This is a genomic window from Lentzea sp. NPDC051838, from assembly GCF_040681245.1.
Lineage (GTDB): Bacteria > Actinomycetota > Actinomycetes > Mycobacteriales > Pseudonocardiaceae > Lentzea.
Genome location: NZ_JBFAYI010000006.1, coordinates 419,239 through 441,902 on the forward strand (window position 1 = coordinate 419,239; position 22,664 = coordinate 441,902).

General features: G+C 67.5%; 26 protein-coding genes. 16 read left to right on the forward strand and 10 right to left on the reverse strand.

The window, feature by feature from the left end:
* Positions 1-47 precede the first annotated feature (47 nt).
* The 4 genes from AB0M24_RS17910 to AB0M24_RS17925 all read right to left on the reverse strand — a co-directional run bounded on the left by AB0M24_RS17910 (position 48) and on the right by AB0M24_RS17925 (position 3,304).
* Positions 48-551 carry an O-acetyl-ADP-ribose deacetylase gene (locus AB0M24_RS17910; RefSeq protein ID WP_363768300.1) on the reverse strand — a complete coding sequence of 168 codons (504 nt, stop codon included), beginning with the start codon at positions 549-551 and terminating at the stop codon, positions 48-50.
* Between the two features lie 4 nt (positions 552-555).
* Positions 556-1,824, reverse strand: coding sequence for a tannase/feruloyl esterase family alpha/beta hydrolase (locus AB0M24_RS17915; RefSeq protein ID WP_363768183.1), 1,269 nt, complete (start codon positions 1,822-1,824; stop codon positions 556-558).
* Positions 1,825-1,830: 6 nt separating this feature from the next.
* A complete protein-coding gene (locus tag AB0M24_RS17920; RefSeq protein WP_363768186.1) occupies positions 1,831-2,205 on the reverse strand; it encodes an STAS domain-containing protein in 375 nt (124 codons plus the stop codon).
* Between the two features lie 97 nt (positions 2,206-2,302).
* Positions 2,303-3,304, reverse strand: coding sequence for a helix-turn-helix transcriptional regulator (locus tag AB0M24_RS17925; RefSeq protein WP_363768189.1), 1,002 nt, complete (start codon positions 3,302-3,304; stop codon positions 2,303-2,305).
* On the opposite strand from AB0M24_RS17925, the gene AB0M24_RS17930 reads away from it, so the two are divergent.
* The 3 genes from AB0M24_RS17930 to AB0M24_RS17940 all read left to right on the forward strand — a co-directional run bounded on the left by AB0M24_RS17930 (position 3,282) and on the right by AB0M24_RS17940 (position 6,909).
* Positions 3,282-4,370 (forward strand): FAD-binding protein, encoded by a 1,089-nt coding sequence (locus tag AB0M24_RS17930; protein WP_363768192.1) that lies wholly within the window; start codon positions 3,282-3,284, stop codon positions 4,368-4,370. The two genes, AB0M24_RS17925 and AB0M24_RS17930, sit on opposite strands and share 23 nt — an antisense overlap.
* A 68-nt stretch (positions 4,371-4,438) precedes the next feature.
* Positions 4,439-5,749, forward strand: a complete 1,311-nt coding sequence (locus tag AB0M24_RS17935) for an AAA family ATPase (RefSeq protein WP_363768195.1) — start codon at positions 4,439-4,441, stop codon at positions 5,747-5,749.
* The gene (locus AB0M24_RS17940; protein ID WP_363768198.1) at positions 5,746-6,909 is read left to right on the forward strand and encodes a restriction endonuclease; all 1,164 of its coding nucleotides are present in this window, start codon (positions 5,746-5,748) and stop codon (positions 6,907-6,909) included. Before AB0M24_RS17935 ends, AB0M24_RS17940 begins: the two co-directional genes overlap by 4 nt.
* Here AB0M24_RS17940 and AB0M24_RS17945 read toward each other — a convergent pair.
* Entirely contained in the window at positions 6,906-7,760 is an 855-nt protein-coding gene (locus AB0M24_RS17945) for an SGNH/GDSL hydrolase family protein (RefSeq protein WP_363768201.1), read from the reverse strand. The two genes, AB0M24_RS17940 and AB0M24_RS17945, sit on opposite strands and share 4 nt — an antisense overlap.
* A gap of 80 nt (positions 7,761-7,840) precedes the next feature.
* Here AB0M24_RS17945 and AB0M24_RS17950 point away from each other — a divergent pair, with 80 nt between their 5' ends.
* Positions 7,841-8,362: an isochorismatase family protein gene (locus AB0M24_RS17950; protein ID WP_363768204.1), complete on the forward strand. Its 522-nt coding sequence runs from the start codon at positions 7,841-7,843 to the stop codon at positions 8,360-8,362.
* Here AB0M24_RS17950 and add read toward each other — a convergent pair.
* From add to AB0M24_RS17965, 3 genes are all read right to left on the reverse strand, one after another.
* Positions 8,321-9,343, reverse strand: a complete 1,023-nt coding sequence (add, locus tag AB0M24_RS17955; protein WP_363768207.1) for an adenosine deaminase — start codon at positions 9,341-9,343, stop codon at positions 8,321-8,323. The two genes, AB0M24_RS17950 and add, sit on opposite strands and share 42 nt — an antisense overlap.
* Positions 9,344-9,421: 78 nt before the next feature.
* On the reverse strand, positions 9,422-9,811 hold the full coding sequence (locus AB0M24_RS17960; RefSeq protein WP_363768210.1) for a hypothetical protein: 390 nt from the start codon (positions 9,809-9,811) through the stop codon (positions 9,422-9,424).
* A 74-nt stretch (positions 9,812-9,885) separates the two neighbouring features.
* Entirely contained in the window at positions 9,886-10,950 is a 1,065-nt protein-coding gene (locus AB0M24_RS17965) for a sugar diacid recognition domain-containing protein (RefSeq protein ID WP_363768213.1), read from the reverse strand.
* A gap of 121 nt (positions 10,951-11,071) precedes the next feature.
* On the opposite strand from AB0M24_RS17965, the gene AB0M24_RS17970 reads away from it, so the two are divergent.
* From AB0M24_RS17970 to AB0M24_RS18005, 8 genes are all read left to right on the forward strand, one after another.
* Complete coding sequence (locus AB0M24_RS17970) at positions 11,072-11,959, forward strand: transporter substrate-binding domain-containing protein (protein WP_363768215.1); 888 nt, start codon at positions 11,072-11,074, stop codon at positions 11,957-11,959.
* An 11-nt stretch (positions 11,960-11,970) separates the two neighbouring features.
* Positions 11,971-12,678 carry an amino acid ABC transporter permease gene (locus AB0M24_RS17975; protein ID WP_363768218.1) on the forward strand — a complete coding sequence of 236 codons (708 nt, stop codon included), beginning with the start codon at positions 11,971-11,973 and terminating at the stop codon, positions 12,676-12,678.
* Complete coding sequence (locus AB0M24_RS17980) at positions 12,678-13,400, forward strand: amino acid ABC transporter ATP-binding protein (RefSeq protein ID WP_363768221.1); 723 nt, start codon at positions 12,678-12,680, stop codon at positions 13,398-13,400. The genes AB0M24_RS17975 and AB0M24_RS17980 overlap by 1 nt, the downstream gene beginning before the upstream one ends.
* Positions 13,397-14,647, forward strand: a complete 1,251-nt coding sequence (locus tag AB0M24_RS17985) for an FAD-dependent oxidoreductase (RefSeq protein WP_363768224.1) — start codon at positions 13,397-13,399, stop codon at positions 14,645-14,647. Before AB0M24_RS17980 ends, AB0M24_RS17985 begins: the two co-directional genes overlap by 4 nt.
* 12 nt (positions 14,648-14,659) lie before the next feature.
* Complete coding sequence (locus AB0M24_RS17990) at positions 14,660-15,130, forward strand: hypothetical protein (protein WP_363768227.1); 471 nt, start codon at positions 14,660-14,662, stop codon at positions 15,128-15,130.
* A gap of 318 nt (positions 15,131-15,448) precedes the next feature.
* Positions 15,449-16,696, forward strand: a complete 1,248-nt coding sequence (locus AB0M24_RS17995; protein WP_363768228.1) for a cytochrome P450 — start codon at positions 15,449-15,451, stop codon at positions 16,694-16,696.
* Between the two features lie 32 nt (positions 16,697-16,728).
* The gene (locus AB0M24_RS18000; RefSeq protein ID WP_363768231.1) at positions 16,729-17,451 is read left to right on the forward strand and encodes a class I SAM-dependent methyltransferase; all 723 of its coding nucleotides are present in this window, start codon (positions 16,729-16,731) and stop codon (positions 17,449-17,451) included.
* Positions 17,452-17,511: 60 nt separating this feature from the next.
* Positions 17,512-19,233 carry a hypothetical protein gene (locus AB0M24_RS18005; protein ID WP_363768234.1) on the forward strand — a complete coding sequence of 574 codons (1,722 nt, stop codon included), beginning with the start codon at positions 17,512-17,514 and terminating at the stop codon, positions 19,231-19,233.
* On the opposite strand, the gene AB0M24_RS18010 is transcribed toward AB0M24_RS18005, so the two are convergent.
* A complete protein-coding gene (locus tag AB0M24_RS18010) occupies positions 19,213-19,608 on the reverse strand; it encodes a nuclear transport factor 2 family protein (protein WP_363768237.1) in 396 nt (131 codons plus the stop codon). The genes AB0M24_RS18005 and AB0M24_RS18010 overlap by 21 nt on opposite strands.
* 50 nt (positions 19,609-19,658) lie before the next feature.
* Here AB0M24_RS18010 and AB0M24_RS18015 point away from each other — a divergent pair, with 50 nt between their 5' ends.
* Both AB0M24_RS18015 and AB0M24_RS18020 read left to right on the forward strand, forming a co-directional pair.
* Complete coding sequence (locus AB0M24_RS18015) at positions 19,659-20,228, forward strand: PadR family transcriptional regulator (RefSeq protein ID WP_363768241.1); 570 nt, start codon at positions 19,659-19,661, stop codon at positions 20,226-20,228.
* Between the two features lie 15 nt (positions 20,229-20,243).
* On the forward strand, positions 20,244-20,552 hold the full coding sequence (locus AB0M24_RS18020) for a hypothetical protein (RefSeq protein WP_045313487.1): 309 nt from the start codon (positions 20,244-20,246) through the stop codon (positions 20,550-20,552).
* Here AB0M24_RS18020 and AB0M24_RS18025 read toward each other — a convergent pair.
* The gene (locus AB0M24_RS18025) at positions 20,506-21,693 is read right to left on the reverse strand and encodes a hypothetical protein (protein ID WP_363768244.1); all 1,188 of its coding nucleotides are present in this window, start codon (positions 21,691-21,693) and stop codon (positions 20,506-20,508) included. The genes AB0M24_RS18020 and AB0M24_RS18025 overlap by 47 nt on opposite strands.
* Positions 21,694-22,024: 331 nt before the next feature.
* On the opposite strand from AB0M24_RS18025, the gene AB0M24_RS18030 reads away from it, so the two are divergent.
* Both AB0M24_RS18030 and AB0M24_RS18035 read left to right on the forward strand, forming a co-directional pair.
* Positions 22,025-22,312: a transposase gene (locus AB0M24_RS18030; RefSeq protein WP_363768247.1), complete on the forward strand. Its 288-nt coding sequence runs from the start codon at positions 22,025-22,027 to the stop codon at positions 22,310-22,312.
* Positions 22,309-22,664 (forward strand): IS3 family transposase (locus AB0M24_RS18035; RefSeq protein WP_363768250.1); only part of this gene is annotated, 356 nt, incomplete at its 3' end. The genes AB0M24_RS18030 and AB0M24_RS18035, both read left to right, overlap by 4 nt.

The window sequence follows — 22,664 nt, forward strand, 5'->3', positions numbered from 1 at the left end:
GGAGACTCCGCCTCGGGCCGGGACGAGCCGGCCGCCGCGCTGTCCGGCTAACGAACGTATGCCTCATAGGCGGCTCGGTCGAACAGCACGAACCTGACCAGCTCCACCGGCGCGTCCGCCACCGCGGCCCGCGCGATCTCCGCCGCCGACTCCACCGGCCACCGGTAGATCCCGGTCGAGATCGCCGGAAACGCCACCGACGCCGCTCCCAGTTCGGCGGCGACTTTCAGGGAGTTGCGGTGGCAGTCGGCCAGCAGCGCCGAACGGTCCTCCGTGGCCGACCACACCGGGCCGACGGTGTGCACCACCCACCGCGCGGGCAACCGTCCGGCGGTCGTGGCGACGGCCTGGCCTGTCTTCAGACCGCCGCCGTAGTGGCCCGCGCGGAGCTTGCGGCACTCAGCGAGGATCTCCGGACCGCCCTTGCGGTGGATCGCGCCGTCGACACCGCCACCACCCAGGAGAGACGAGTTGGCGGCGTTGACGATCACGTCCACGTGTTGCTCGGTGATGTCGCCCAGGACGTACTCGATGGTGGCCACGTCCACGATTGGATCACGACAACGGACAGGTGGCCACGTCGTTCGGCCGGGGCAGGGTGGCGGACTTCGGTGGTGCCACGCCGTCGAGCCAGCGTTCGAGGGCGACGAAGGCCGCGCGGTGGCAAGGGGCCAGTGGGCGCAGGCGATCCGGGTAGGCGTCGACCAGGCCGTCCACGTGGGTGCCCTGCTCGACCCGGTAGTAGCGGTGCAGTCGGTCGGGTGTCATGGCCGCGTAGACGTCCGAGTCCTGGCTGATCGGCAGCAGCACGTCGTAGGTGCCGTGAACGGTCAGCAAAGGCCGTTTCACCTTGCCCGTCAACGCGATCCGGCTGACCGCGGGGCCGGTGATGCGACGTCGGGCGGCATAGAAGTAGTCGGCGTCGCAGGAAGGTGTTCCCGAAGCGCAGAACGGGATGCCGGCTTCGAGTGCGCCGTCGAAGTCCGGGTCGAACTCCTCGCGGTAGATGCGCTGGGTCAGGTCCCAGTAGTAGCGGTAGTGGTAGTCCCACAGGAATTCCGTGCCGGCGGGGAATCCCGCGGACACCATCGCCGCGTGCGCCGACGGGTCACCGGCGACGACACCGGGGTACGCGCGCAGAACCGGAGGCAGGAAGGTCAGCGGGTTCGGGCCGCCGACCGTCCACAGTGTCCCTTCCCAGTCGACGCCGCCGTCGTAGAGGTGCGCGCGGTTCTCCAGCTGCCAGCGGACGAGGTAGCCGCCGTTGGAGATGCCGGTGGCGATGGTTCGGCGTGGGACGTGGCCGTAGCGTCGCGCGACAGCCGCTTTGGTCGCGATCGTGAGTTCGGTGAAGCGGCGGTTCCACTCCTCCATCGCCCGGCCGTCGCGGTAGAACTGGGCGCCGGTGTTGCCCTTGTCGGTGGCGGCGAAGGCGTAGCCGCGGGACAGGACCCAGTCGGAGATGGCGCGGTCGTTCGCGTACTGCTCGCGCACGCCAGGGGCTCCGGTGACGACGAGGCCGCCGTTCCAGCGGTCGGGCAGGCGCAGGACGAACTGCGAGTCGTGCTTCCAGCCGTTGTTGGTGTTGGTGGCGGACGTGTCGGGGAAGTAGCCGTCGATCTGGATGCCGGGGACCGCGGCGGGCACGGGCAGCGCGGCGCTCGTGAGGCCCGCCCAGTCGGCAGGGTCGGTGTGACCGGACTGCGCGGTGCCGGTGGTGGTGAGGTCGGCCAGCCGCGCGAGTCGCTGATGTTCGGCGCCCGGCACGTGCACCGCGGCCGTCGGCGGGGTCAGCGCGAGTACTAGTACCAGCGGGAGCAACATAGCTGGTCAAGCTAGTGAACGACCGCCCTTCGCCGACATGGTCGCTTGCCACACAAGGCCGGCTTTGAAGGTGGTGAACCCGAACAGGTCCAGCACCCGCCGCACGGGTGGCTGGACGTGCTGGAGGTCGAAGGACTTGTCGTTGTAGTGCGCCGCGCACAGCACCAGGAGCAGGCTGCGCAGGCCGCTCGCGGACATGAAGTTCACCTCGGCCAGGTCGATGGACACCCTGGTGACCGAGGTGTCGGTGACGCCGGGCAGCACCGCGGCGAAGAACAGCTCGCACGTCGTCATGTCCATCTCACCGCTGCACAGGGCGGCGAACTGGGTGCCGGTGCGCTGCGTCCGCACGGCGAACGGGCTCATCTCACAGCCGGTCATCGGACCTCACCTCGGAGAACGGACCTCCACTCCATCGCATCGGAACCGGGAGCGATAGCAGCGGAAACGAAGACACCGCGTGGAAAGCGAAGTGCGCTCAGCCTGACCACAGCGTCTTCGAAGGAGACACACCATAGGCAGCGCGGTAATGGGCCGCGAAGACACTCGGACGGGCGTAACCCCACCGGGCGGCGATGGCGGTGACGGAGCCGTTCGCAGCCCGGAGGTCGTTGTGTGCGCAGGAAAGACGCACGAGTCGGAGGTATGCCATCGGTGTCGTGTCGAGGTGACGACGAAAGGCTAGTTGTATCGCGCGGATGGACACACGTGCGGCGTGCGCGACGTCAGCGGCGGTGATGTCGTCTGCGGCGTTGTCCTCGATGAACGCGATAGCGCGCCGCACGGTCAACGGATGCGCATCACGTCGATCGGGCACCCTCTCGTCGTTGGCATTGTTGGGAAAAGTTGCGAGAGTCATTGCCACGACCAGACGCGTCGCGTTGGCCACCACGAGCGGATGTTGTTCAAACACAGGTAAGACCTCATCGCGCACGTGTGCGCACGTCGACTGCCACACAGCAGCAGCGACCGGCGACACGGCCCGGAACCCTTCGAAGCGGACGTCGTCAGCGACCTCGTCCACCACCTCCTGCCCCAGCACGATCATGGACACCTCCGGGTCGTCGATCGCCGCCCCGAACGGCCGGTCGGGCAGCGCGGTCAGAAACGCGTCACCCGGCAGCAGATACCGCTCGTCCCCGTCAGAGCTGTGCCGGATCTTCCCGGAATGCAGGTGTCCGAACACGTAGTTGCGCAACGGCTCGCCGGTGGCCTCGAACCTGATGCGCCCACCCATCCGGTCGAACCGGACACGTCCGAACCTCCGCGAGCTCAACCAGCTCAACGACCGGTCATTGCCACCGTCGATGCGCAACCGGCTGTATGCCGCGCTGAAGATCTCGTGCGCCGCGTCCAAGTCGGTCACTTCGACGACCTGCTCCACAAGCAGCACGATCCTCGCACCGCGCGACGGTGTCCATCGGCAGTATGGATCATTCCTCTGGCACGGTGGACTCATGCTCCACACCGACGAGGCCATCCTCCGCTGGGCCGCCCAGGACTACGGCGACCTGGTCCACCACCGCCCCGTCGCGGTGCTGCGCCCGGCCGACGTGGCCGAGATCAGCGCGGTGCTGCGGCAGAACGCGCCGGTCGTGCCGCGCGGCGCCGGACATTCGTTGCACGGTCAGGCACAGGCGTTGAACGGCGTGGTGGTCGACATGACCGCACTCGACACCATCCACGAGGTCCGCCCGGATCGCGTGGTCGTCGACGCGGGCGCCCGGTGGAGCGACGTGCTGCGCGCAACACTGCCTTTGGGCCTCACACCGCCGGTGCTCACCGACTACCTCGAACTCACCGTGGGCGGCACGCTCTCGGTCGGCGGGCTGGGCGGGGCGAGTCAGCACTTCGGGGCACAGACCGACAACGTTCTCGCGCTGGACGTGCTGACCTCGTCGGGAGACCTCGTCACCGGCGGCCCCGACCACCCGGCGCTGGGCGGGCGTGGCCGCAACGGGATCATCGTGCGGGCGACCCTGCGCCTGGTGCCCGCGCCCGAGACCGTGCAGTGGCACCGGCTGCACTACAGCTCTGTGGAGCTGTTGACGGCGGACCAGCGGGTGCTCGTCACGGCCGGATCGTTCGACTACGTGGAGGGCCAGCTCAAAATCCGCGGCGGGCAGCGCGTTCGCGAGCTCGAAGCCGTCAGCTACTCCCGCGCGAGTCTGGACGGGCTGGCATTCGACGACGCCGACACGCAGGTCACCAGCTACTGGGACTTCGTGAACCGGCTCGCGGCGGGTGAGCCGGCGCTCCGGGAGGCCGGGCTGTGGGACTCACCGCATCCGTGGTGCAACGTCTTGGTGCCGGACGGTGCCGTCGAGAACGTGCTGCGCCACTTGGAATCCGAGGGGCCGGAGCTGTACAGCGAGTTCGGGCTCGTCCTCGCCTATCCGTTGCGCGGGTCCGTGTTCCTCGTCGCTGCGTTGAGGTATGCGCGGCGGGGGGACGACGAGGCGGTGCGCGCCATGGTGGAAGCCAACAAGGTGCTGACGAAGATGGCGCAGGAAGCAGGCGGAACGCTCTACCTCGATCCTTTGTAGAAGTGCGCACATACACACACGGCGCGCCATAAGGTAACTCAATGATCCATAGCGCCGATGACCAACGCATGCGCGCAACAACCGACGCAGGCGACGTGCTCGACGCTGAGTTCGGGATCGAGGCCGAAGGCGACCGGCTCTCGCTGATCATGAGAAGCATGGGCGGCAAGTCGAGCAGCAGGCCCAACGGCACGAACCCCGACTACAACGCAACCCTCGAGCTCTTGCTCAGCCGTCTGCGCGATCTCGGCGCGGTGGTGGAGAACGGCATCGTCGACTCGTTGAGGGTCCAGCACCTTCCGGAAGACCAACGCTCCATCCTCGACGAGCCCGTCCGGCTGGCGGATGTGGAGGACGTCGACGCACTTCGTCGGCGGCTCGGTCGCGAACAACGGAAGTTCACCCCGTCGTCAGGTGGCAACAACACCAGGCAGATCCGGTTGCGACTCACCGTCCCGGGCTACTCCGCGAGCGATGCCAGTCGCCTCGCCGCAGACCTCGCACAACCAACGGCGCGAGCTTCCAGTCCTGTCCAGCTGCGCACTGACGTGGCCGCCCTCGCGCAACGGTTGCACTACGACGAGAACGACGTGCAGGAGATCATCACACTCCTGCAGAGTCGCAAGCAGATCGTCTTCTACGGACCGCCCGGCACCGGCAAGACCTATCTCGCGCAGGCACTCGCTCACAGCGTCGCGGGACGCACCGCGACACGATTAGTGCAGTTCCACCCGTCCTACTCCTATGAGGACTTCTTCGAAGGCTTCCGGCCTCACAGCGACGGCGGCACCGCGACCTTCAAGCTCAGGCGTGGCCCGTTGCGCAAGCTCGCGGACGAGGCCTCGCAGAACCCGGACCGCCCGTACGTCCTGATCGTCGACGAGATCAACCGGGCCAACCTGTCGAAGGTGTTCGGTGAGCTGTACTTCTTGCTGGAGTACCGCGATGAGCTGGTCGACCTGCAGTACTCCGACGTGCAGTTCCGGTTGCCGGAGAACGTGTTCATCATCGGCACGATGAACACCGCCGACCGTTCGATCGCACTCGTCGACGCGGCGATGCGCCGGCGCTTCGCGTTCGTCGAGCTCCACCCGACGACTCCTCCGACCAGCAGGGTGCTGGAACGGTGGATCGCCGCCACCGGGAGGAACGACGAGCGAGCCGAGCTGCTCGCGAAGCTCAACAACAGAATCGGCGCCACCGACCGGGACTTCCAGATCGGGCCCTCGTACCTGATGAAGCCGGACGCCGACCAGGATCTCGCACTGGTCTGGAAGCACTCCATCCTGCCGCTGCTGGAAGAGCACTACTACGGCCGCATGGAACGGCTGGAAGTCCACAACACCTTCGGGCTCGATGCCATCCGGAACGCCGAGTGATCGAGCTCCAGGAGAACGCCAAGAGCGGTCACACGCTGGCGCTCACGCCAACTCAGCTGGCGTTCTTGGAGAAATGCGATCTCGTCGACGTCAAGCCGGCCCGCGACGGCTACCGGTTGGTGCCCAAGACCAAGCGCGTCGGTGCGGTGCACGCGCACGGGCTCGACATCGTGGTGACACCGAAGGTCAGCATCCCACGGCTGCTGTTCATGATCGGGTACGCCGTCAACCCCGGCTTCCGGCCTGAGAACATCGAGGGCGTTCAGGCCGACGGCCTCTGGGGCATCGTCGCGGAAACCCTGTGCCGGCACGCGGAACGGGCGCTGCTGAACGGCGTGCTGACCGGATACGCCACCGAACACTCGACGAGCACGGTGATTCGCGGCCGCATCCGGGTCGGCGACCAGATCGCCGCACGACCGGGGCGGATGCTGCCGGTCGAGATCAGCCACGACGAGTACACGATGGACATTCCGGAGAACCAGATCCTGCGCGCCGCGGCGAGAAGAATGTTGGCCGTGCCGAGGATCGACGAGAAGGTCAAACGGCGGCTGGCGCACGTGGAAAGCCAGCTGCTGGCCATCTCACCGCTGCGCCCCGGCGCCCCGGTTCCGGTGTGGCGGCCGAGCAGGTTGAACGCGCGGTACCAGCCCGCGCTCAGGATCGCCGAACTCGTCCTGAACACCCTCTCGTTCGAGGTCGGCGAGGACGGGCTGTCGATCGCCACGTTCGTGGTCAACATGGAGAAGGTGTTCGAGGACTTCGTGACCACGGCGCTGACCGAGGCGTGGAGCACGAGCCCTGGCTACACGCGAGGTCAGTACGCCGCCAAGCTCGACACCGGCGGAGCCATCTCCACGAGGATCGACGTGGTGCATCTGGTCGACGGCAGGCCGCGGTTCGTGGTCGACGCCAAGTACAAGCGACCCAGTCCTCGCGGCAACTATCCCAACGCTGACCTCTACCAGGTTCTCGCGTACTGCACGTCGCTGCGGGTCGAGCGCGGATGGTTGGTCTACCCGAGCGGCACGGCGGGTGTGCGGCCGAGGCGGGTGCTGAACTCGCCGATCACGATCACCGAGTACCCGCTGAACCTCGACGTGCCACCGCGCGAGCTCCTCGAGCAGATCGAGGAGCTCGCGCGGTCGGCGTGGAACTAGACCCGGACGAGCGTGGCCAGTGCGGCCTGCCCCTGCTGGTTCGGGTGGAACACGGCTTCCGGCCCCTCCTGACCGGGCGCGAGTGCGTCGAACCCGCGCAGGAACGGCGTGCCGGCCTCGCACAGCGCGTGGCCGTCGAACCTGTCCGGGTAGGCGAACGGGCTGGCGAACACGGCCCCGGTGTGGGCGACCGCGGCACGGAGGGTGGCGTCCAGGCCGTCGGCCACCTTGTTGCCCTCACGGCGTTCCGCGGTGGTGAGGATGCCGTCGCCGCAGATCGGGTCGAGCGTGGCGCCGGGAGGGTTGTCCGAAGTGGACACCTGGCGGCCGTAGCCCACGACGATGATGCGGGCGTACGGGCTGCGCTTGCGGATTTCGGTCAGCAGGGCGCGGACGTTGCGGCCCATGGCGGGGAGCTTCGCCAGGATCGCCTCGGTGGGTGCGCCGGTGCAGTCTGCCTGGATGCAGGTGCCGCCGTAGGCCGCGTAGTCGATGTCGTTGGTGCCGATGGTGAGGAGCACCAGGTCGGTGTCACGCTTCAATGAGTCCAGCTGGGCCGGGCGGTCCTTGAACGGGCGCGACAGGTCGGCGGTGGCGGCGCCGCTGCAGCTGACGTTGGTCACCGTGCCGAGCCTGCCCTGGGCGCGCAGGCGGGCGGCCACCTGTTCGCCGTAGGAGTTGTTGCTGCGCCAGCAGTTGCCGGCGGTGCCGTCCTGGTAGGCGCCCGCTCCGGTGCCGGACGCGTAGGAGTCGCCGAGCAGGACCAGGTCGGTCGAGCGTGCCGCCTGGGCCGTGGGAGCGATTCCCAGCGCGGCCAGAACGGCTGTGAGGACAACAATCGTGCGTTTCACATTTCCCCCATGTGATGGATGTCAGTCCATCCTGCCCGAACCGGCATGAGCCGCGCCGCCAAACGAGATAGCGTGCAGAAATGCAGGCCTTGGTGATCGTCGACATGCAAGAGGCGCTGATCCCGGTCGTGTGGAACGGCCCGGAGCTGGCCGACCGCATCGCGGACCTCGCGGATCGGGCGAGGGCACAAGGGGTCGAGGTCGTGGCGTTGCAGCAGATCGGCGGACCGATGTTCGAACCTGAGGCGCCGGGAACGGCGCTCGCCCAACGCCTCAGGTTGCGGGAACAGGACATCGTGATCCGGAAGACCGCGACCGACGGCTTCTACCAGAGCGATCTGCACCAAGCCCTGCAGGACGTGGACACCATCGTCCTCACCGGAGTCGGCACGGACTACTGCGTCGACGCGACCGCGCGGTCAGCCGTGAGCCGCGGGTTCGACGTGATCCTGGTCGAGGACGGGCATTCCACGGTCGCGGATCCCGAGGCCGGGCTCACCGCCGAGCAGATCATCGCCCGCCACAACAGGATTCTCAGCAACGCCGTCCACCCCGGCGGATCAGTGACCGTGCGTCCCGCCGTCGAACTCTTCCAGCACTGAGGCGATCCCCTCCAGCAACGAGGTCTTGCGCGGGTTGGGCAGGAACGAGGCCAGCACCGCGTTTTCGGCCAGCCGCGCGACTTCCGCACGACTCAAACCCAGCGTCGAGGCCACCGCCAGGTACTCGCCCTCCAGGGTGGCACCGAAGAACGGCGGGTCGTCGGTGTTCAGCGTGACCACGACACCGGCGTCGAGCATCTGCCGCACCGGGTGCGAAGAGATCGACGCCACCTGCTGGGTGCGGACGTTCGACGTCGGGCAGACTTCCAGCGGAATCCCTTTCAGTGCAAGGTGTTCGACCAGCGCCGGATCCTGAACACAGCTCGTTCCGTGACCGATCCGCTCGGCGCGGAGGTCGCGCACCGCCGACCAGATCGTCTCCGGCCCGGTGGTCTCACCCGCGTGCGGCACGCAGTGCAGTCCCGCCTCCCTTGCCGTGTCGAAGAAGGGCGCGAACTGGGCACGGCCGACGCCGGCCTCGGGCCCGGCGAGCCCGAAGGAGACCAGGCCCTCAGGCGAAGTCAGAGCGAACGCCAACGTCTCGCGCGCGCCGATCAGCCCCTTCTCACCCGGGATGTCGAAGCACCAGGCCAGCTCGACGCCCAAAGCCGAAGCCGATGCGCGGCCCGACGCGAGCCCGGCGAACACCTCGTCCGCGGACATGCCGTCGAGCACGTGGTTGTACGGCGTCACGGTCACCTCGGCGTACCGGACGTTCTGCGCCGCCAGGTCACGGGCCAGGCCGACGACGAGCGTGTGGATGTCGTCGCGGCTCTTCACCATCGACTGGACGGCCCAGTAGACCTTCAGGAAGTGGTCGAAGTCCCGGAACGTGTAGAAGCGCTCCAGCTCCGAACGATCCACCGGTACCCCGGCCGACGGATGACGACGAGCAAGCTCCAGCACCGTGTCGATGCCGGCCGAGCCGACGAGGTGGACGTGCAGCTCCACCTTGGGCAAAGCATGGATGAACGAACGCATGGCAAAGCTCCCTGAGAAAGGTGAACGAGGTGTCGGGAAGAACGGGCGACTCAGGGAGCGAGGTCGCCGCGTTCGGTGTCAGCGCCGTAGAGCGGCAGCTTGAAGTCCGGCACGATCTCGAACGTAACAGGTTCGGGACCGTCGTCGTCCAACCGCGGGTGATGCGATCGAGGTCAGGACGGAAGCGATCAGGCCGACACCGCCGAGGACGAGCGCGTCGTGCGCCGACCGCGCGGAGAGCTCCAGGTCGCCGAGCCGGCCGAGGACGAACCCGGCGTGCAGGCACCACGCCACGGCGGCGGTCGCGAGGGTGGCGCTGATCGTCGACGTCACGGCGATGAAGCCGATGACCGCGGCCAGCGCGAGGACGGACAGGACGGGCTGGCTCGCGGCACCGCTGACGACCACGAGGAACGTCGTGGCGCACGCCAGCACCGCGCCCAGCGGAAAACCGATTCCGAAAGGCATGCCTCCAGTGCACGCCTGCACCTCTACTGACGCGAGGGTTCCTTACGGACTCTGAACGCCCCTGACCACGTTCTTTACGAGTCCAGGACGTCGGCGACGCAGGCGAGGTAGAGCTTCAGGGCGGCGCGCGGGTCGCGCACCTTCAGCCCGGCCTCCTCGATCTTGCCCAGCCGGTAGATCAACGTGTTGCGGTGGATGCTCAACGCCGCCGCCGCGCGCACCAGGTTGAACCCGCTCTCACACCACTCCACGATCGTCGCCCGCAGCACCGGCCAGTCGGCTTGTTCCCGCAACGGCCCGAGCAACGCCCGCACCAACCGTGACCGAGCACCGGAGGAAGCCACCAGCTCGTGCACGCGCAGATCATCGATGTGGACGACCGGAGGCGAACCCGGCAGCCGTGCCGCGAGGTACAGCGCGGTCGAAGCGTCCACATAGGAGTCGTGCAACGCGGGCACGCCGCAAGCACGACCGCCGACGCCGACCGAGCACTCCAGGTCGATCTCCGGGATCGAGCCGTTGTCCTTGTGCAGCACCACGAAACGTCCGGCGCCACCGCGTCCGACCACGTCCTGCGGGTCGACGAACGCCTTCCGCAGCCTGCGCAGCACGTGCGCGGGCTCGGCCGAGGTCTCGACGACGACCGCGACGCGGGGCAGCCGCAGGTCGTAGCCGAGATCGTCGCCGCGGAACGTCAGCATGCCCGGATCCGCTGTCGCCGGGTCGAAGTGGGCGACGTCGCGCAGCAGGTCCTCGACCGCCTTCTCGCGGAACAGCCGCGACGACAGCAGCACCGACTCGCGCAGCAGGATCTCGGTCTGGTTGCGCACCAACCGGCCGAACCTCTCGACCTGCTCCGGCGAGCCCGTGATGCCGACCGTGCCGACCGCTTCGCCGTTGAGCACCAACGGCAGCGTGATGCCCGGTTCGACGCCGCTCAACCGTCGAGCGGCCTCCGGGTCGTGGCTCATCGCCCGCACCCGCCGCACGACTTCGACCGACGCCTCGTGGAACGACCCGACGCGGCCCGGATCACCGCTGCCGATCACGATGCCGTCCCGGTCGGTGATCAACACGTTGAACCCGATGATCGCACTCGTGTCGGCCGCGATCTCCTGGGCGATCGACCCTGTCAGCACGTACGAATCGTACGACCACGAAAGCCGAACCGACGAGAAGTTCTGGTCAATACGTCCAGTGACCTGCACCGATTACCGGCTTACGGTGTGTCCCACCTCATAGCCAGTAAGGACGTGTGCCATGACGAGAACAGCAGTGCTCGCCCTGGTCGCCGGACTCGCGTTGGCCGCCTGCTCGTCCGGCGCCGCCACGAACTCGGAGCTGGGCACCATCGAACCGGGCGTCCTGAAGGTCGCCATCCAGCCTTACGCGCCCTACACCGACTACAAGGACCGTCAGCTGACCGGCCTGGACAGCGAGATCCTGAACGCCGTCGCCGCCAAGCTCAACCTCAAGGTGCAGCCGGAGGTCACGGACTTCGCGGGCATGCTCGCGGGCGTCCAGTCGCAACGCGTCGACATCACCATCGGCGGCGTCGCGTGGTCGGCGGACCGGCAGAAGCAGGGCCTGTTCACCGACCCGCCCTACTACTCGCCGCCCGCGATGGCGGTGAAGTCCGACAAGACCTACAAGACCGTGAAAGACCTCGAAGGGCTGCGGCTCGGCACGGTCGAGGGCTATGTGTGGGTGAAGTCGATCCAGGCGGTGCCGGGCGCGAAGCTGCAGGCGTACCCGGACGGCAACGGCGTGATCGACGACCTGGGCGCCGGACGGGCGGACGTCGGGTTCCTCGACCCGTTGATCATCATCGCCGCGCAGAAGGCACGGCCGGACCTCGGCCTCAAGACGCAGTACCTGACCCCGCCGACGGACGACGACGTGAAGGCCAAGCCGGAGTACGAGTACTTCCGCTCGTACATGACGTCCTTCTACCTGCCCAAGCAGGCGACGGCGCTGGAAGCGGCCATCTCCAAGGAGATCCGGGCGATGTACGCGAACGGTGAGATGACCAAGCTCATCGAGAAGTACGGCGGCGATCCCGAGCAGTTCCTCAAGCCCGCCGCGCACATCGCACCGCTGCGGCGTGGCGTCGACCGGCCCGCCGACTGGGCTCCGCCGACCATCTAGAGGGAGCTGACGTGTTCGAGGTTCCTTGGTCCGAGTACTCGGCCGACCTGTGGGAAGGCCTGCTCAAGACCGTGTCCTACACGGTGGTCGGGTTCGTCGGAGCCGCGCTGCTGGGGCTCGCCGTGGCGTTGCTGCGGCTCTCGGCGGTGAAGGCGTTGAGGGTTCCGGCTCTCGTGTACACCGAGCTGTTCAAGAACGTGCCGTTGCTCGCGGTCATCTTCCTGACCTACTTCGGGCTCGGCTCGGTCGGGTTGAAGCTGGACGCGTTCCAGGCCGGCACGCTCAGCCTGATCCTGTTCTACGCGGCCTACCTGTCGGAGATCTTCCGGTCGGCGATCAACGGCGTCCACAACGGACAGCAGGAGGCCGCGTCCGCTCTCGGGCTGTCCGGGTTGTCGACGTTCCGCAAAGTCGTGTTCCCGCAGGCGATGCGACTGGCGTTGCCGGGCACCAACACGATGCTGGTCGACCTGCTGAAGTCGACGTCGTTGCTGGTGACGATCTCGGCGGCCGAGCTGATGTCGCAGGGCCGGCTGATCACGTCGGCGACGTTCCGGGCGCTGGAGGTCTACCTGGTGATCGCGGCGATCTACTTCGTGCTCTGCTACCCGCTCTCGCAGGGGTTGCTGTGGCTGGAACGGCGGATCCACGCCGGGGTGCCGTTGTCCGTTGCCCGTCGGCGCCGGTTGCGCGAAGCGCGGAAGCTGCTGGAGGTCTGATGCTGAGCGTGAGCGGACTGAGCAAGTCGTTCCACGGCCGCAAAGTTCTCGACGACGTGTCCGTCACTGTCCGGGAAGCGACGATCACGTCGATCATCGGCTCGTCCGGCGGCGGCAAGACGACGTTGCTGCGCTGCCTGAACCTGCTGGAACTACCGGACAGCGGCACGATCACGCTGGACGGCGCCCCGATCTTCGCCGACGGCGCGATCCGCACGGATCTGCCGAAGTTGCGGCGGTCGGTCGGGATGGTGTTCCAGCGGTTCAACCTGTTCCCCCACCTCACCGCGATCGAGAACGTGATGCTGGCGCCGATCGACGCGGGCGTGCCGGAAGCGGAAGCGTTGCAGCGGGCGGTGGGTCTGCTGCGGCGGGTCCGGTTGGAGCACCGCGCTCTGGCGTATCCGGACCAGATGTCCGGTGGTGAGCAGCAACGGGTGGCGATCGCGCGGGCACTGGCGTTGCAGCCGTCCGTGTTGCTGTTCGACGAACCGACGTCCTCGTTGGACCCGGAGTCGACCGGCGAGGTGCTGCTGGTGATGCGGGAGCTCGCGGCCACCGGCATCACGATGGTGCTGGTGACGCACGAGCTGGCGTTCGCGCGCGAGGTCGCCGACCACGTGGTGTTCGTGGACCGCGGCAAGATCGCCGAGGAAGGGACACCGGCTCAGGTGCTGATCAATCCGCAGTCCGCGCGCACACGAGAGTTCCTGGGCTCATGAGCGATCCGGTGGTCGTCGTCGGGGGCGGCGTCGTCGGCCTGAGCGTGGCCTACTACCTGGCCTCGGCCGGGGTGCCCGTCGAGGTGGTGGAACGGTCGGCGTTGGGTTCCGGTGCCTCGTGGGGCAACGCGGGCTGGGTGTGCCTGTCGCACTCGGCCCCCGTGCCCGCGCCCGGTGTTGCCCGGTTCGCGTTGCGGTCGTTGGGAAAGCCGGACTCGCCGCTGTACCTGCGGCCCCCGTTGGACTCGAGTTTCGCGGTGTGGCTGTGGCGGATGTGGCGCAGCAGCACACGAGCCGGGTTCCGGCGCGGCTACGAGGCCGTGACGGCGCTGAACGCCCCGACGTTCGAGCTGTTCGACGAGCTGGCCGCGGCCGGGGTCGAGACGACGTTGCAGCGGCCGGGGATGGTGCACGCGTTCCTGTCGGTCGCGGAGGCGCGGCACCACCTGGAGGTGCAGCGGTCGATGGCGCCCGGCAACTACGCCATGCCGTCCGACGTGACGCTCGGGTCTTCGGCCGTGTCGCTCGATCCCGCGTTGTCGGGGCGGATTCAGGCGGCGTACCTGGTGGAGGGCGAGGGCGTGGTCGACCCGGTGCAGCTGGTCGGGTCGCTCGCCCAGGCCGTGAAGAACGCGGGCGGGCAGGTGCGGGAGAACGTTGCGGTGTCCGGGTTTTCCGGTGGCTCGCGGGTTCAGGTCGTGCACACGTCCGAGGGTGATCTGCGATGTTCCGGCGTGGTCGTGGCGGCTGGGATGTGGTCGACGGAGTTGCTGACGGCGTTGGGGGTGCGGCTGTCGATGCAGGCAGGCAAGGGGTACAGCTTCACCGTCGACCTGGATCCGGCGCCCCGGCACGCGTTGTACTTCGGGGACCGTCGGGTGGTCGCGTCGCCGATGAACGGGGCCACGCGGATCGCCGGGACGATGGAGCTGAGCGGCAACAACCGCAACCTGGACTGGCGGCGGGTGGTCGCGATCGCGCGGGCGAGCAGGCACTACCTCGGGCCGTGGTTCGACGACCCGGACGACCTGCCGCTGCGGATCCGGGATCCGTGGGTGGGCGGGCGGCCGTTCCTCGCGGACGGGCTGCCGGTGATCGACCGGACGCCCCGGCACGACAACGTGTTCGTGGCGACCGGGCACGGGATGCTCGGGGTGACGCTGGGGCCGGCGACCGGGAAGGCGCTCGCGGAGTACTTCGTGAGCGGGCGACGGCCAAATGTGTTGGACCCGTTCCGGTTCCGGTGATTGGCTCACTCGGTGACCGCTGACGACGTGCTGGAGATCCTGCGAGTCCTCGACGGCAACGACGTCTGGATCGGCGGTGGCTGGGGCATCGACGCGTTGGTCGGCCGGCAGACCCGCCCGCACGACGACCTCGACCTGATGCACCGCGAAGAGCAGGAACCCGCCGTGCTCACAGCCCTGGCCGCCCTGGGGTTCGCCGAGACGCTCTCGTGGCGGCCGGTGCGGTTCGTCCTCACGGACCCCGCCGGCCGTGAGATCGACCTGCACCCGCTGCGGTTCGCGGACGACGGCAGCGCCGAACAGTCGTCGCTCACGGACGAACCGTTCCGCTACCCCGCGTCGTGCTTCGTCACCGGGTCGATCTCCGGTCGCACCGTGCCGTGCCTGTCCGTCGCGCAACAGGTGCACTTCCACCAGGGCTACGAACCGCGGGAGCGCGATCTCCACGATCTGGCGTTACTGCGAGCGCTCTCGGAATTGTGAACTCAGGTCGTAGGCCAACCGCACGAAGTACCTTCCACCATTTGCCGGTAGCCGCTATTTGAAATACCAATGGAGACGTCAGCCCAAAAGGGCAAAGTTCGGCTCCAACTATTCCTGATGACAGGAGAAGGCATTCTCTTGTCAAGCCCGTCGTCGCAGCTCAACGCGCCAAACAAGCACATTCGGCTGGATCCGAACCAGTTTTGGTCTTTGCGGAACCAGCTGCGGTTCAGTTCTTTCCTTAGTTCCTCGCGGCTTAAAACTCGGTCATCCCCCGCATTGCCGACCGACCGAACAATCGAGGAGAACGAGGACGCGATGACGACAGCCTCGAAACCGGACGCCGCACTCGACGCGATGAGACCCGTGTTGCCGGCCGACCTCATGGAACGCGCGAGCACGTTCAACCCGGCGCCGCGACTCGCCCGCCTCAGCACCGACGGGCCGATCCACCGGATCGAGCACAAGGAGGAGCCGCTCTGGCTCGTCACCGGTCAGGACACCGCGCGCGCCGTCCTGGCCGACCCGCGGATGAGCGCGGACCGGTTCAAGGTCAAGCGGTTGCGGGACAAGCTCGCCCCGGAGATGCGCGAGAAGTTCGCCGACGCCGAGAGCCGGGCAGGGTCGTTCATCACCACCGACCCACCCGAGCACACCCGGTACCGCAGGCTGCTCGCCCGGCGGTTCACGATGCGCCGGATGCGGGCGCTGACCGTGCAGATCGAGGAGATCGTCAAAGGCCGCATCGACGCCATGATCGCTGCTGGTCCGCCGTCGGACGTCATCCGCGACTTCGCGCTTCCGGTGCCGTCACTGGTGATCTGCGAGGTGCTCGGCGTGCCGGTCGAGGAACGCGGGCACTTCCAGGACGACACCATCGAGCTGCTCGACATGGCGACCGACCTGGACGGCCTGATCGAGGTCGGCACCCGCATGCACCGCTACATGTGGGACCTGGTGCAGCGCAAGCGCGCCAACCGCGAGGACGACCTGCTGTCCGAGCTGGCGCACACCAGCGAGATGTCCGACAACGAGATGGTCGGCCTGGCGAACCTGCTGCTGATCGCCGGGCACGAGACGACGACGAACATGCTGGGCCTGGGCGTGCTCGCGTTGCTCGACCACCCCGAGCAGCTGAACGCACTGCGCGACAACCCCGACGGGCTGATGGAGACCGCGGTCGAGGAGATGCTGCGGTATCTGTCCATTGTCGACACCGGGATCGTCCGCTACGCGTTGGAGGACGTGCGGATCGGTGACGTGACGATCCGCGAGGGCGACATGGTGATGTGCTCGGTGATCGCCACCAACCGCGACCCGGCCGAATGCCCGCGGCCCGAGGAGTTCCGCATCGACCGCCCGCGCACCAGGCACCTGTCGTTCGGCCACGGCGTGCACCAGTGCCTGGGCAACGAGCTCGCGCGGATCGAGATGTCCGTGAGCTTCCGCGAGCTGCTGCGGCGGCTGCCGGGAATCCGTCTCGCCGTGCCCGCCGAGGACGTGCACGTGCGGACGACGTCGACGATCTTCGGCGTGAAGCACCTGCCGATCACCTGGGACGTCTAAATTCAGTGGCACGCGGGGCTAGCGTGGGGTTCGTGAAGGGATTCAACCCGAGCTTCGGGCCGGAAACCGCACGTACCTACGACAACTCGCCCCGCGGCGACGAGGCCGACACGGTGCGGTTCCTCGCCGGCTTCGGCCGCTCGGCGTTGGAGTTCGCGATCGGCACCGGCCGCATCGCCCTGCCGCTCATCGCTGAAGGCGTTGCGGTGGACGGCATCGAGCTCTCGCCGGACATGGTGGCGCGCATGCGGGAGAAACCCGGTGGCGGCAGCGTCGACGTCCTGATCGGCGACATGTCCCGCGCGGGCACCGACCGCACCTACGACCTGGTGTACCTGGTCTACAACACGATCACGAACCTGCTCACCCAGGACGACCAGGTTCGCTGCTTCGAGAACGCGGCACGCCATCTCGCGCCCGGCGGCGTGTTCGTGATCGAGTGCGGCCTGCCGAGCTGGGCGGCGCGGCAACGCCACCAGTTCATCGACGTGGAGTCGCTCGAGGTGGACCGGGTCGGGTTCGACGTCAACCGCTACGACCCGGTCACCCAGATCCTCGACGAGAACCACGTGGAGATCAGCGCGGACGGCATCCGGTTCGGCCCGATCCGGCAGCGGCTCGCCTACCCGGCCGAGTTCGACCTCATGGCGCGCATCGCCGGACTGCGGCTGCGCTCCCGTTGGGGCGGGTGGAACGGCGAGCCGTTCACGGCGTCGAGCACGCGACACGTCAGCGTGTACGAAATCGCCGCGTAACGTTCTCGCCCGGCGACCGAGTTCCTCTGTGTCCACTCTGGCGGCACGGAGGAGGCGGTTGTGATCGCAGTCGTACCGGTGAAGTTCGCTGCCACGGACAGCGTCTGGACGCGGGAACAGTTCGAGGACTGGATGCGGCCGGGCATCGACTACAGCGTCGGCGACTTCTGGTGGCGGTGCTCGCGCGGGCACTTCGACGTGAGCAGCCAGGTGTACGACCCGATCGTCGTCGCCGATCCGCGCCCGGTCGACACCGAGCAGAAGCGGGACGACCTGCACAAGCTGGTCGTGCAGACCGCTGTTCAGATCGACTTCGCGTTCGTCGACATCCTGCTGATCTGGATCGCCCAGCCCAACACCGGGTGGTGGGGTGGGTACGACGTGGCCGTGCCGTCCGCCGACGGTGGTCTGAGATCGATCAAGGTGTCGGTGGTCGACTCCAACACGCCGTTCGACGCGGTGGTGCACGAGGTCGGGCACAGCTACGGCTTCGCGCACGAGCTCGCGCCAGACGGCATGACCAAGTACGGGTCGCCGTACTCCATCATGAGCGCCCGCACCTACGGCTCGAGCGCCTCACCGAGCTTCCTCCGCCGTCGCAGCGCGAAGTTCCCGGACGGCGGCCCGAACCCGGAGGCACCGTTCGACGGCCAGCCCGCGAACCTGATCATCGGACCGATGCTGGCCGCGGCACAGCTCCACCGCGTCGCCGCGTTCCGCGACAGCTCGTCCGTCGTGCACCTACGCTCACTGCCTTCGAAGGCGCAGCTGTACGCGCTCAACTACATGGCGGCCGGACCGGGCAAACCCGTGCTGGTCACGTTCGGGCGCGCCGGACGGACGTTCTTCGTGGAGCTGCGCCAGCAACGCGGCTACGACCAGGCGATCACGGCCCAGGCGCTCGTCGTGCACTCCACGTCCGGCGACGGCTGGATGCGCTACGAGGGCAGGGCGCAGCTGCTGGTCGGCGACACGGCTTTCGCCGCGGGCGACTTCGCGTTGCGGATCCTGCACGTCGGCGCCGAGTCCGTCGACTTCGAGATCCGCGCCGGCGCGATCGTCTCGTTCCCGATCCGCGGTGTGCTGCTGGCAGGCGGGTTCCGCACCCAGCACCAGCTGAACCGCATGCTGCCGGAGGACATGCGCAACACGTTGATCGTCGAGCTGGCCGGGCGCACCAAGCAGAACGACGGCCAGCGCTACGACAACGAGACGCTCGCCGGCATGGGCGCGGTGTTCGTCTTCCTGCGCCGCAACGGACTTCGCGACGACGCCGCGTTGAAGCAGATGACCGCCGACGACATGCGCAACGTGCTCATCGTCGAGCTCGGCACGCAGACCGGCCTCGGCCGCGAGCTGCAGGGATACACCAACCTGCAGCTGGTCCAAATCGGACTGGGCAGCGACCTCGCCCGGCGAGGTGTCGGCACCACGCCGTTCTGGATCCGCGGTGTGTTGCTGGCCGGGCGTTTCCGGACTCAGCACCAGCTCAACACGATGTCGAACGAAGACATGCGCAACACGTTGATCGTGGTGATGACGTCGTTGAGCAACCAGACCAACTACCAGGCCTACAACAACGCCGATCTGGCCGGTGTCGGTGCGGTCATGGTCTTCCTGCGGGAGAACGGGCTTCGCAACGACGCCGACCTGAAGCGGATGTCCGCGGACGACCAGCGCAACGTGGCGATCGTGGAGCTGAAGGACCAGACCGGGCGCAACCTGCAGGGGCTGTCGAACCTCGACCTGGCGCTGGCCGCGCTAGGAGTTGAACGCTTCTAGCGCTTCGGCCTTGATCTGCTCGAACTGCGCGGCCATCGCCTCAGACAGGGCCTGCGCGGCCGACAGCGGGCGCACCATCACGGTGAACTCGTCGATCAGCCCGTCGGCGTCGAGGTGCAGGAAGTCGCAGCCCTGGACCTCCTTGCCGCCCACCTCCGCGCGGAACACCAGCGCGTGGTTCTCGCCGTCGATGATCTCGCGCTCGTAGCGGAAGTTCTCGAAGACGCGCATGACACCGCGCAGGATCGCGGCCGTCAGCGGCTTGCCGGGGTACGGGGCGAAGGCGACCGGGCTGGTGAACACGACGTTGTCGGCCAGGCAGGCGGCCATGGCGTCGGTGTCGCGTGCTTCTACGGCCTTGCGGAACGCGTTCATCGCCACCTACTAAACTTGTTGACTAGGTCGATGCACCGTAACCTGCCCGTATGTCGCTGCGCAACGCCGTGATGGCCACCCTGCTCGACGGTGAGGCGTCCGGCTACGACCTGGCCAAGGCGTTCGACGCCTCGGTCGCGAACTTCTGGACGTGCACCCCGCAGCAGCTCTACCGAGAGCTGGACCGCATGGAGGCCGACGGCCTGGTCGAGGCGCGCACGGTCAAGCAGTCGAAGCGCCCCAACAAACGGTTGTTCTCGCTCACCCGCGCCGGTCTCGAAGCCTTGGCGCAGTTCACGGGGGCTGATCACAAGCCGACCGCGATCCGGGACGAGCTGCTGGTCGCGACGATGGCGGCGGACTCACACCCCGACGCGGTCAGGGCGTCGCTGCGGGAGCGGAAGCAGTGGTCCGAGGCCAAGATCGCGCGCTACGAGCGTTTGCGGGCCAGGTTGCTGGACGGTCTCACCGAAGAGGAGTTCCTGGAGTCGGCGGATCGGGTCGGGCCGTACCTGACTTTGTTGCGCGGCTTGTCGTTCGAGAGGGACAACGTTCGGTGGTGTGCGCGTTGCCTCACGGTCCTGGAGCGGCGTGGTGCCAGGCTCGACGCGCCCACGTGAGGTTGAATCGGGTGCATGAACGGCATCTCGGTGTTGCAGGAGGCTCTCAGCGCGCCCGCGGAAGAGGCGCGCAACCGGTTCGCGGGGCGGCTCAACGGATACCTCGAGGGTTCCGACGTGGTGCACGCCGTGCGCCTGCAGGGATGGCTGGGCCTGGAAGTGCCGGGCCCAGGCTGTCACGTGGGAACGGGCAGCTGGGACTTCACCCGCTTCAAGGCGACCACGTCACCGGTGACCTGCGGACGCTGCAGGTCGGCTGGCCTGCTGACGAGCTCGTTCACGGGTGGCCCACATCAGCAGACCCTCGACCTGGAAGGGATCTGACCGCAGGCACGACCACCGAATACCAAGGCGTGCACGTCGAGCGGCCGAGAAACCGCTTCTGGCACGCCTCGACCGAGAACCCGTACGTGCGACTCGGATCGGCACCCCTGATGGTGTAGCGGCGGGTAGCGACCTCGACGCCCTTCAGCGGCTTGGCCCGTTCCTCCCACCACTGGATGTTGAACGCATCAGCATCCTTGTAGCTCCACACAACCGTGAGCGCGTCTTCAGTGCGTTCAACAGCCACCACACACGGCCGATCAGTACGCGGACAATCACCAACCTTGCTAACAGGGTCGTACCGATGTCCGACGATCGTCTTCACCGCCTTGACGGTCGCGTGCCCGGTCTCAGCCGCGATGTGCCCGCGCTCGAAGTTGATGAACCAGAACTGCCCGTCGCTTCGCAAGTAGTCGACGGGCGCCCCCAGATCCTTCAACTTGGCGTGCCACTCCCGAACCATCGCGTCCGGAATGACCATCGTGCCGAGGTTGGGTATGTCGTAAACATGGTCACGCACGGCCCGTTCACCAGTCGGCGTGTGGCGAAACCCAGTGACATCAACGGCCGTATCCGCCAACGGACAAACAGCAACGTCCCGCGTGTAGTCCCGCACGTCCTCGTCAACAACCACATCCGGACACGGCACCCGAAGCCGCGACTCAACCACAGCCGCATGCACGATCAACGTGACAAGAACCCCAGCCGCAACCACAAACGCCAACGCCTGCACACCCATCCAAGCCCGCGACCGCCGAGGCGGAGGCGGCCCGATCTGCACAGCCAACTTGCGCGCACACCGCGTCTGCCACCAAGCAGACACCGCCAGAACAGGCAGCGCCGTCAACAACGAGTAGTGCGCCATCACACTCTCGTCCTTGCCGTCCAGCGCAACAACCAACACCGACGCACACCCGAGCACGGCAACCGCGCCCAACATCAGCACCCTGGTAAGCCGCCACCACCACGGCGCAGCAAGCACCTGATGCGACCACTCCCGAGCCACAACCATCACATCAGGCGAAGCCTGCTGCCGAAGCGCGGCACGGCGGGCCCGAAAGCCGAGCTGCCACCACGCGACCTGGGCGCCGACGATCTGGCTGAGTCGCACAGCGCAGGCAAGCGCGCCGAACCACCCCAAGTCCACTCTCGTTCCGCTGAGAGGAACAGCCCGGCCACATGCGAAGCCGAAGGCGAGCAGGCGAAGGCGAAGCCAAGCTGCCCTGGCGAAGGCGAAGCCGAGATGCCCTAGGCGATGCCGAAGGCGAGCTTGCTTTTCCGTGCGCTCCGGCGGGCCCCGTCACGAGTCGTGGCTGAACGTTTGCCGCGCCGAGGAGGGGAGGTCAAGTCGACACGCTTTTCGTCGACTTGACCTCCCCTCCTCGGTGTGGCTCGCTCCGACATGGAGTTGTCCCCGGATGCCGGACACCTTGAGTCCTGACAGCGGTGCTGTTGGGCGAGAGGATGTTGTTATGGCTCGTCCGTCGAAGTATCCGGAGTCGTTCCGCCGGGACGCGGTGGAGTTGGTGCTGACCAGTGATCGGCCGATCCGGCAGATCGCGGAGCAGCTGGGTGTCGCGCACGAGACGTTGCGGTCGTGGGTGCGTGACGCGCGGCGGGCGAAGGACCCGGAGCAGGTGGCGCAGGCCGAACAGGCCCTGGAGACCGCGGCGATGCGCAAACGGCTGGCGGAGCTGGAGAAGGAGAACGAGATTCTCCGTAAAGCAGCCGCCTATTTTGCGCGCGAGATGGATCGATGATCTACCGCTACCGGTTCATCTCCGAGCATCGCGCAGACTATGGCGTGCAGCGGTTATGCCGGATCCTCGGGGTCTGGCGGCAGGGGTTCTATCGCTGGCTGGCCGCCCAGACCGGCCGTGAGACGCGGGCTGAGCGCGACGAGGATCTCGCGGTGGTGATCACCCGCGTCCACCAGCAACACCGTGGTCTTTACGGGCGACCGCGGATCACCGCGGAGCTGCGCCGGCGCGGCATCAGGGTCAACCACAAACGCGTTGGGCGGGTCATGACCGAGCTCGGACTGGCCGGGACGACCCGGCGCCGGCCCCGGTTCCGGACCTCCCCGGCGCTGGTCCCGGCCGAGCCGGTCCT

What these genes read in the sequence shown, in the direction of transcription:
- AB0M24_RS17915 (WP_363768183.1), bottom strand. Translation starts at nt 1,824, where the DNA reads ATGTTGCTCCCGCTGGTACTAGTACTCGCGCTGACCCCGCCGACGGCC.
- AB0M24_RS17920 (WP_363768186.1), bottom strand. Translation starts at nt 2,205, where the DNA reads ATGACCGGCTGTGAGATGAGCCCGTTCGCCGTGCGGACGCAGCGCACC.
- AB0M24_RS17930 (WP_363768192.1), top strand. Translation starts at nt 3,282, where the DNA reads ATGCTCCACACCGACGAGGCCATCCTCCGCTGGGCCGCCCAGGACTAC.
- AB0M24_RS17925 (WP_363768189.1), bottom strand. Translation starts at nt 3,304, where the DNA reads ATGGCCTCGTCGGTGTGGAGCATGAGTCCACCGTGCCAGAGGAATGAT.
- AB0M24_RS17935 (WP_363768195.1), top strand. Translation starts at nt 4,439, where the DNA reads ATGCGCGCAACAACCGACGCAGGCGACGTGCTCGACGCTGAGTTCGGG.
- AB0M24_RS17950 (WP_363768204.1), top strand. Translation starts at nt 7,841, where the DNA reads ATGCAGGCCTTGGTGATCGTCGACATGCAAGAGGCGCTGATCCCGGTC.
- add (WP_363768207.1), bottom strand. Translation starts at nt 9,343, where the DNA reads ATGCGTTCGTTCATCCATGCTTTGCCCAAGGTGGAGCTGCACGTCCAC.
- AB0M24_RS17960 (WP_363768210.1), bottom strand. Translation starts at nt 9,811, where the DNA reads ATGCCTTTCGGAATCGGTTTTCCGCTGGGCGCGGTGCTGGCGTGCGCC.
- AB0M24_RS17970 (WP_363768215.1), top strand. Translation starts at nt 11,072, where the DNA reads ATGACGAGAACAGCAGTGCTCGCCCTGGTCGCCGGACTCGCGTTGGCC.
- AB0M24_RS17980 (WP_363768221.1), top strand. Translation starts at nt 12,678, where the DNA reads ATGCTGAGCGTGAGCGGACTGAGCAAGTCGTTCCACGGCCGCAAAGTT.
- AB0M24_RS17985 (WP_363768224.1), top strand. Translation starts at nt 13,397, where the DNA reads ATGAGCGATCCGGTGGTCGTCGTCGGGGGCGGCGTCGTCGGCCTGAGC.
- AB0M24_RS17995 (WP_363768228.1), top strand. Translation starts at nt 15,449, where the DNA reads ATGACGACAGCCTCGAAACCGGACGCCGCACTCGACGCGATGAGACCC.
- AB0M24_RS18010 (WP_363768237.1), bottom strand. Translation starts at nt 19,608, where the DNA reads ATGAACGCGTTCCGCAAGGCCGTAGAAGCACGCGACACCGACGCCATG.
- AB0M24_RS18015 (WP_363768241.1), top strand. Translation starts at nt 19,659, where the DNA reads ATGTCGCTGCGCAACGCCGTGATGGCCACCCTGCTCGACGGTGAGGCG.
- AB0M24_RS18020 (WP_045313487.1), top strand. Translation starts at nt 20,244, where the DNA reads ATGAACGGCATCTCGGTGTTGCAGGAGGCTCTCAGCGCGCCCGCGGAA.
- AB0M24_RS18030 (WP_363768247.1), top strand. Translation starts at nt 22,025, where the DNA reads ATGGCTCGTCCGTCGAAGTATCCGGAGTCGTTCCGCCGGGACGCGGTG.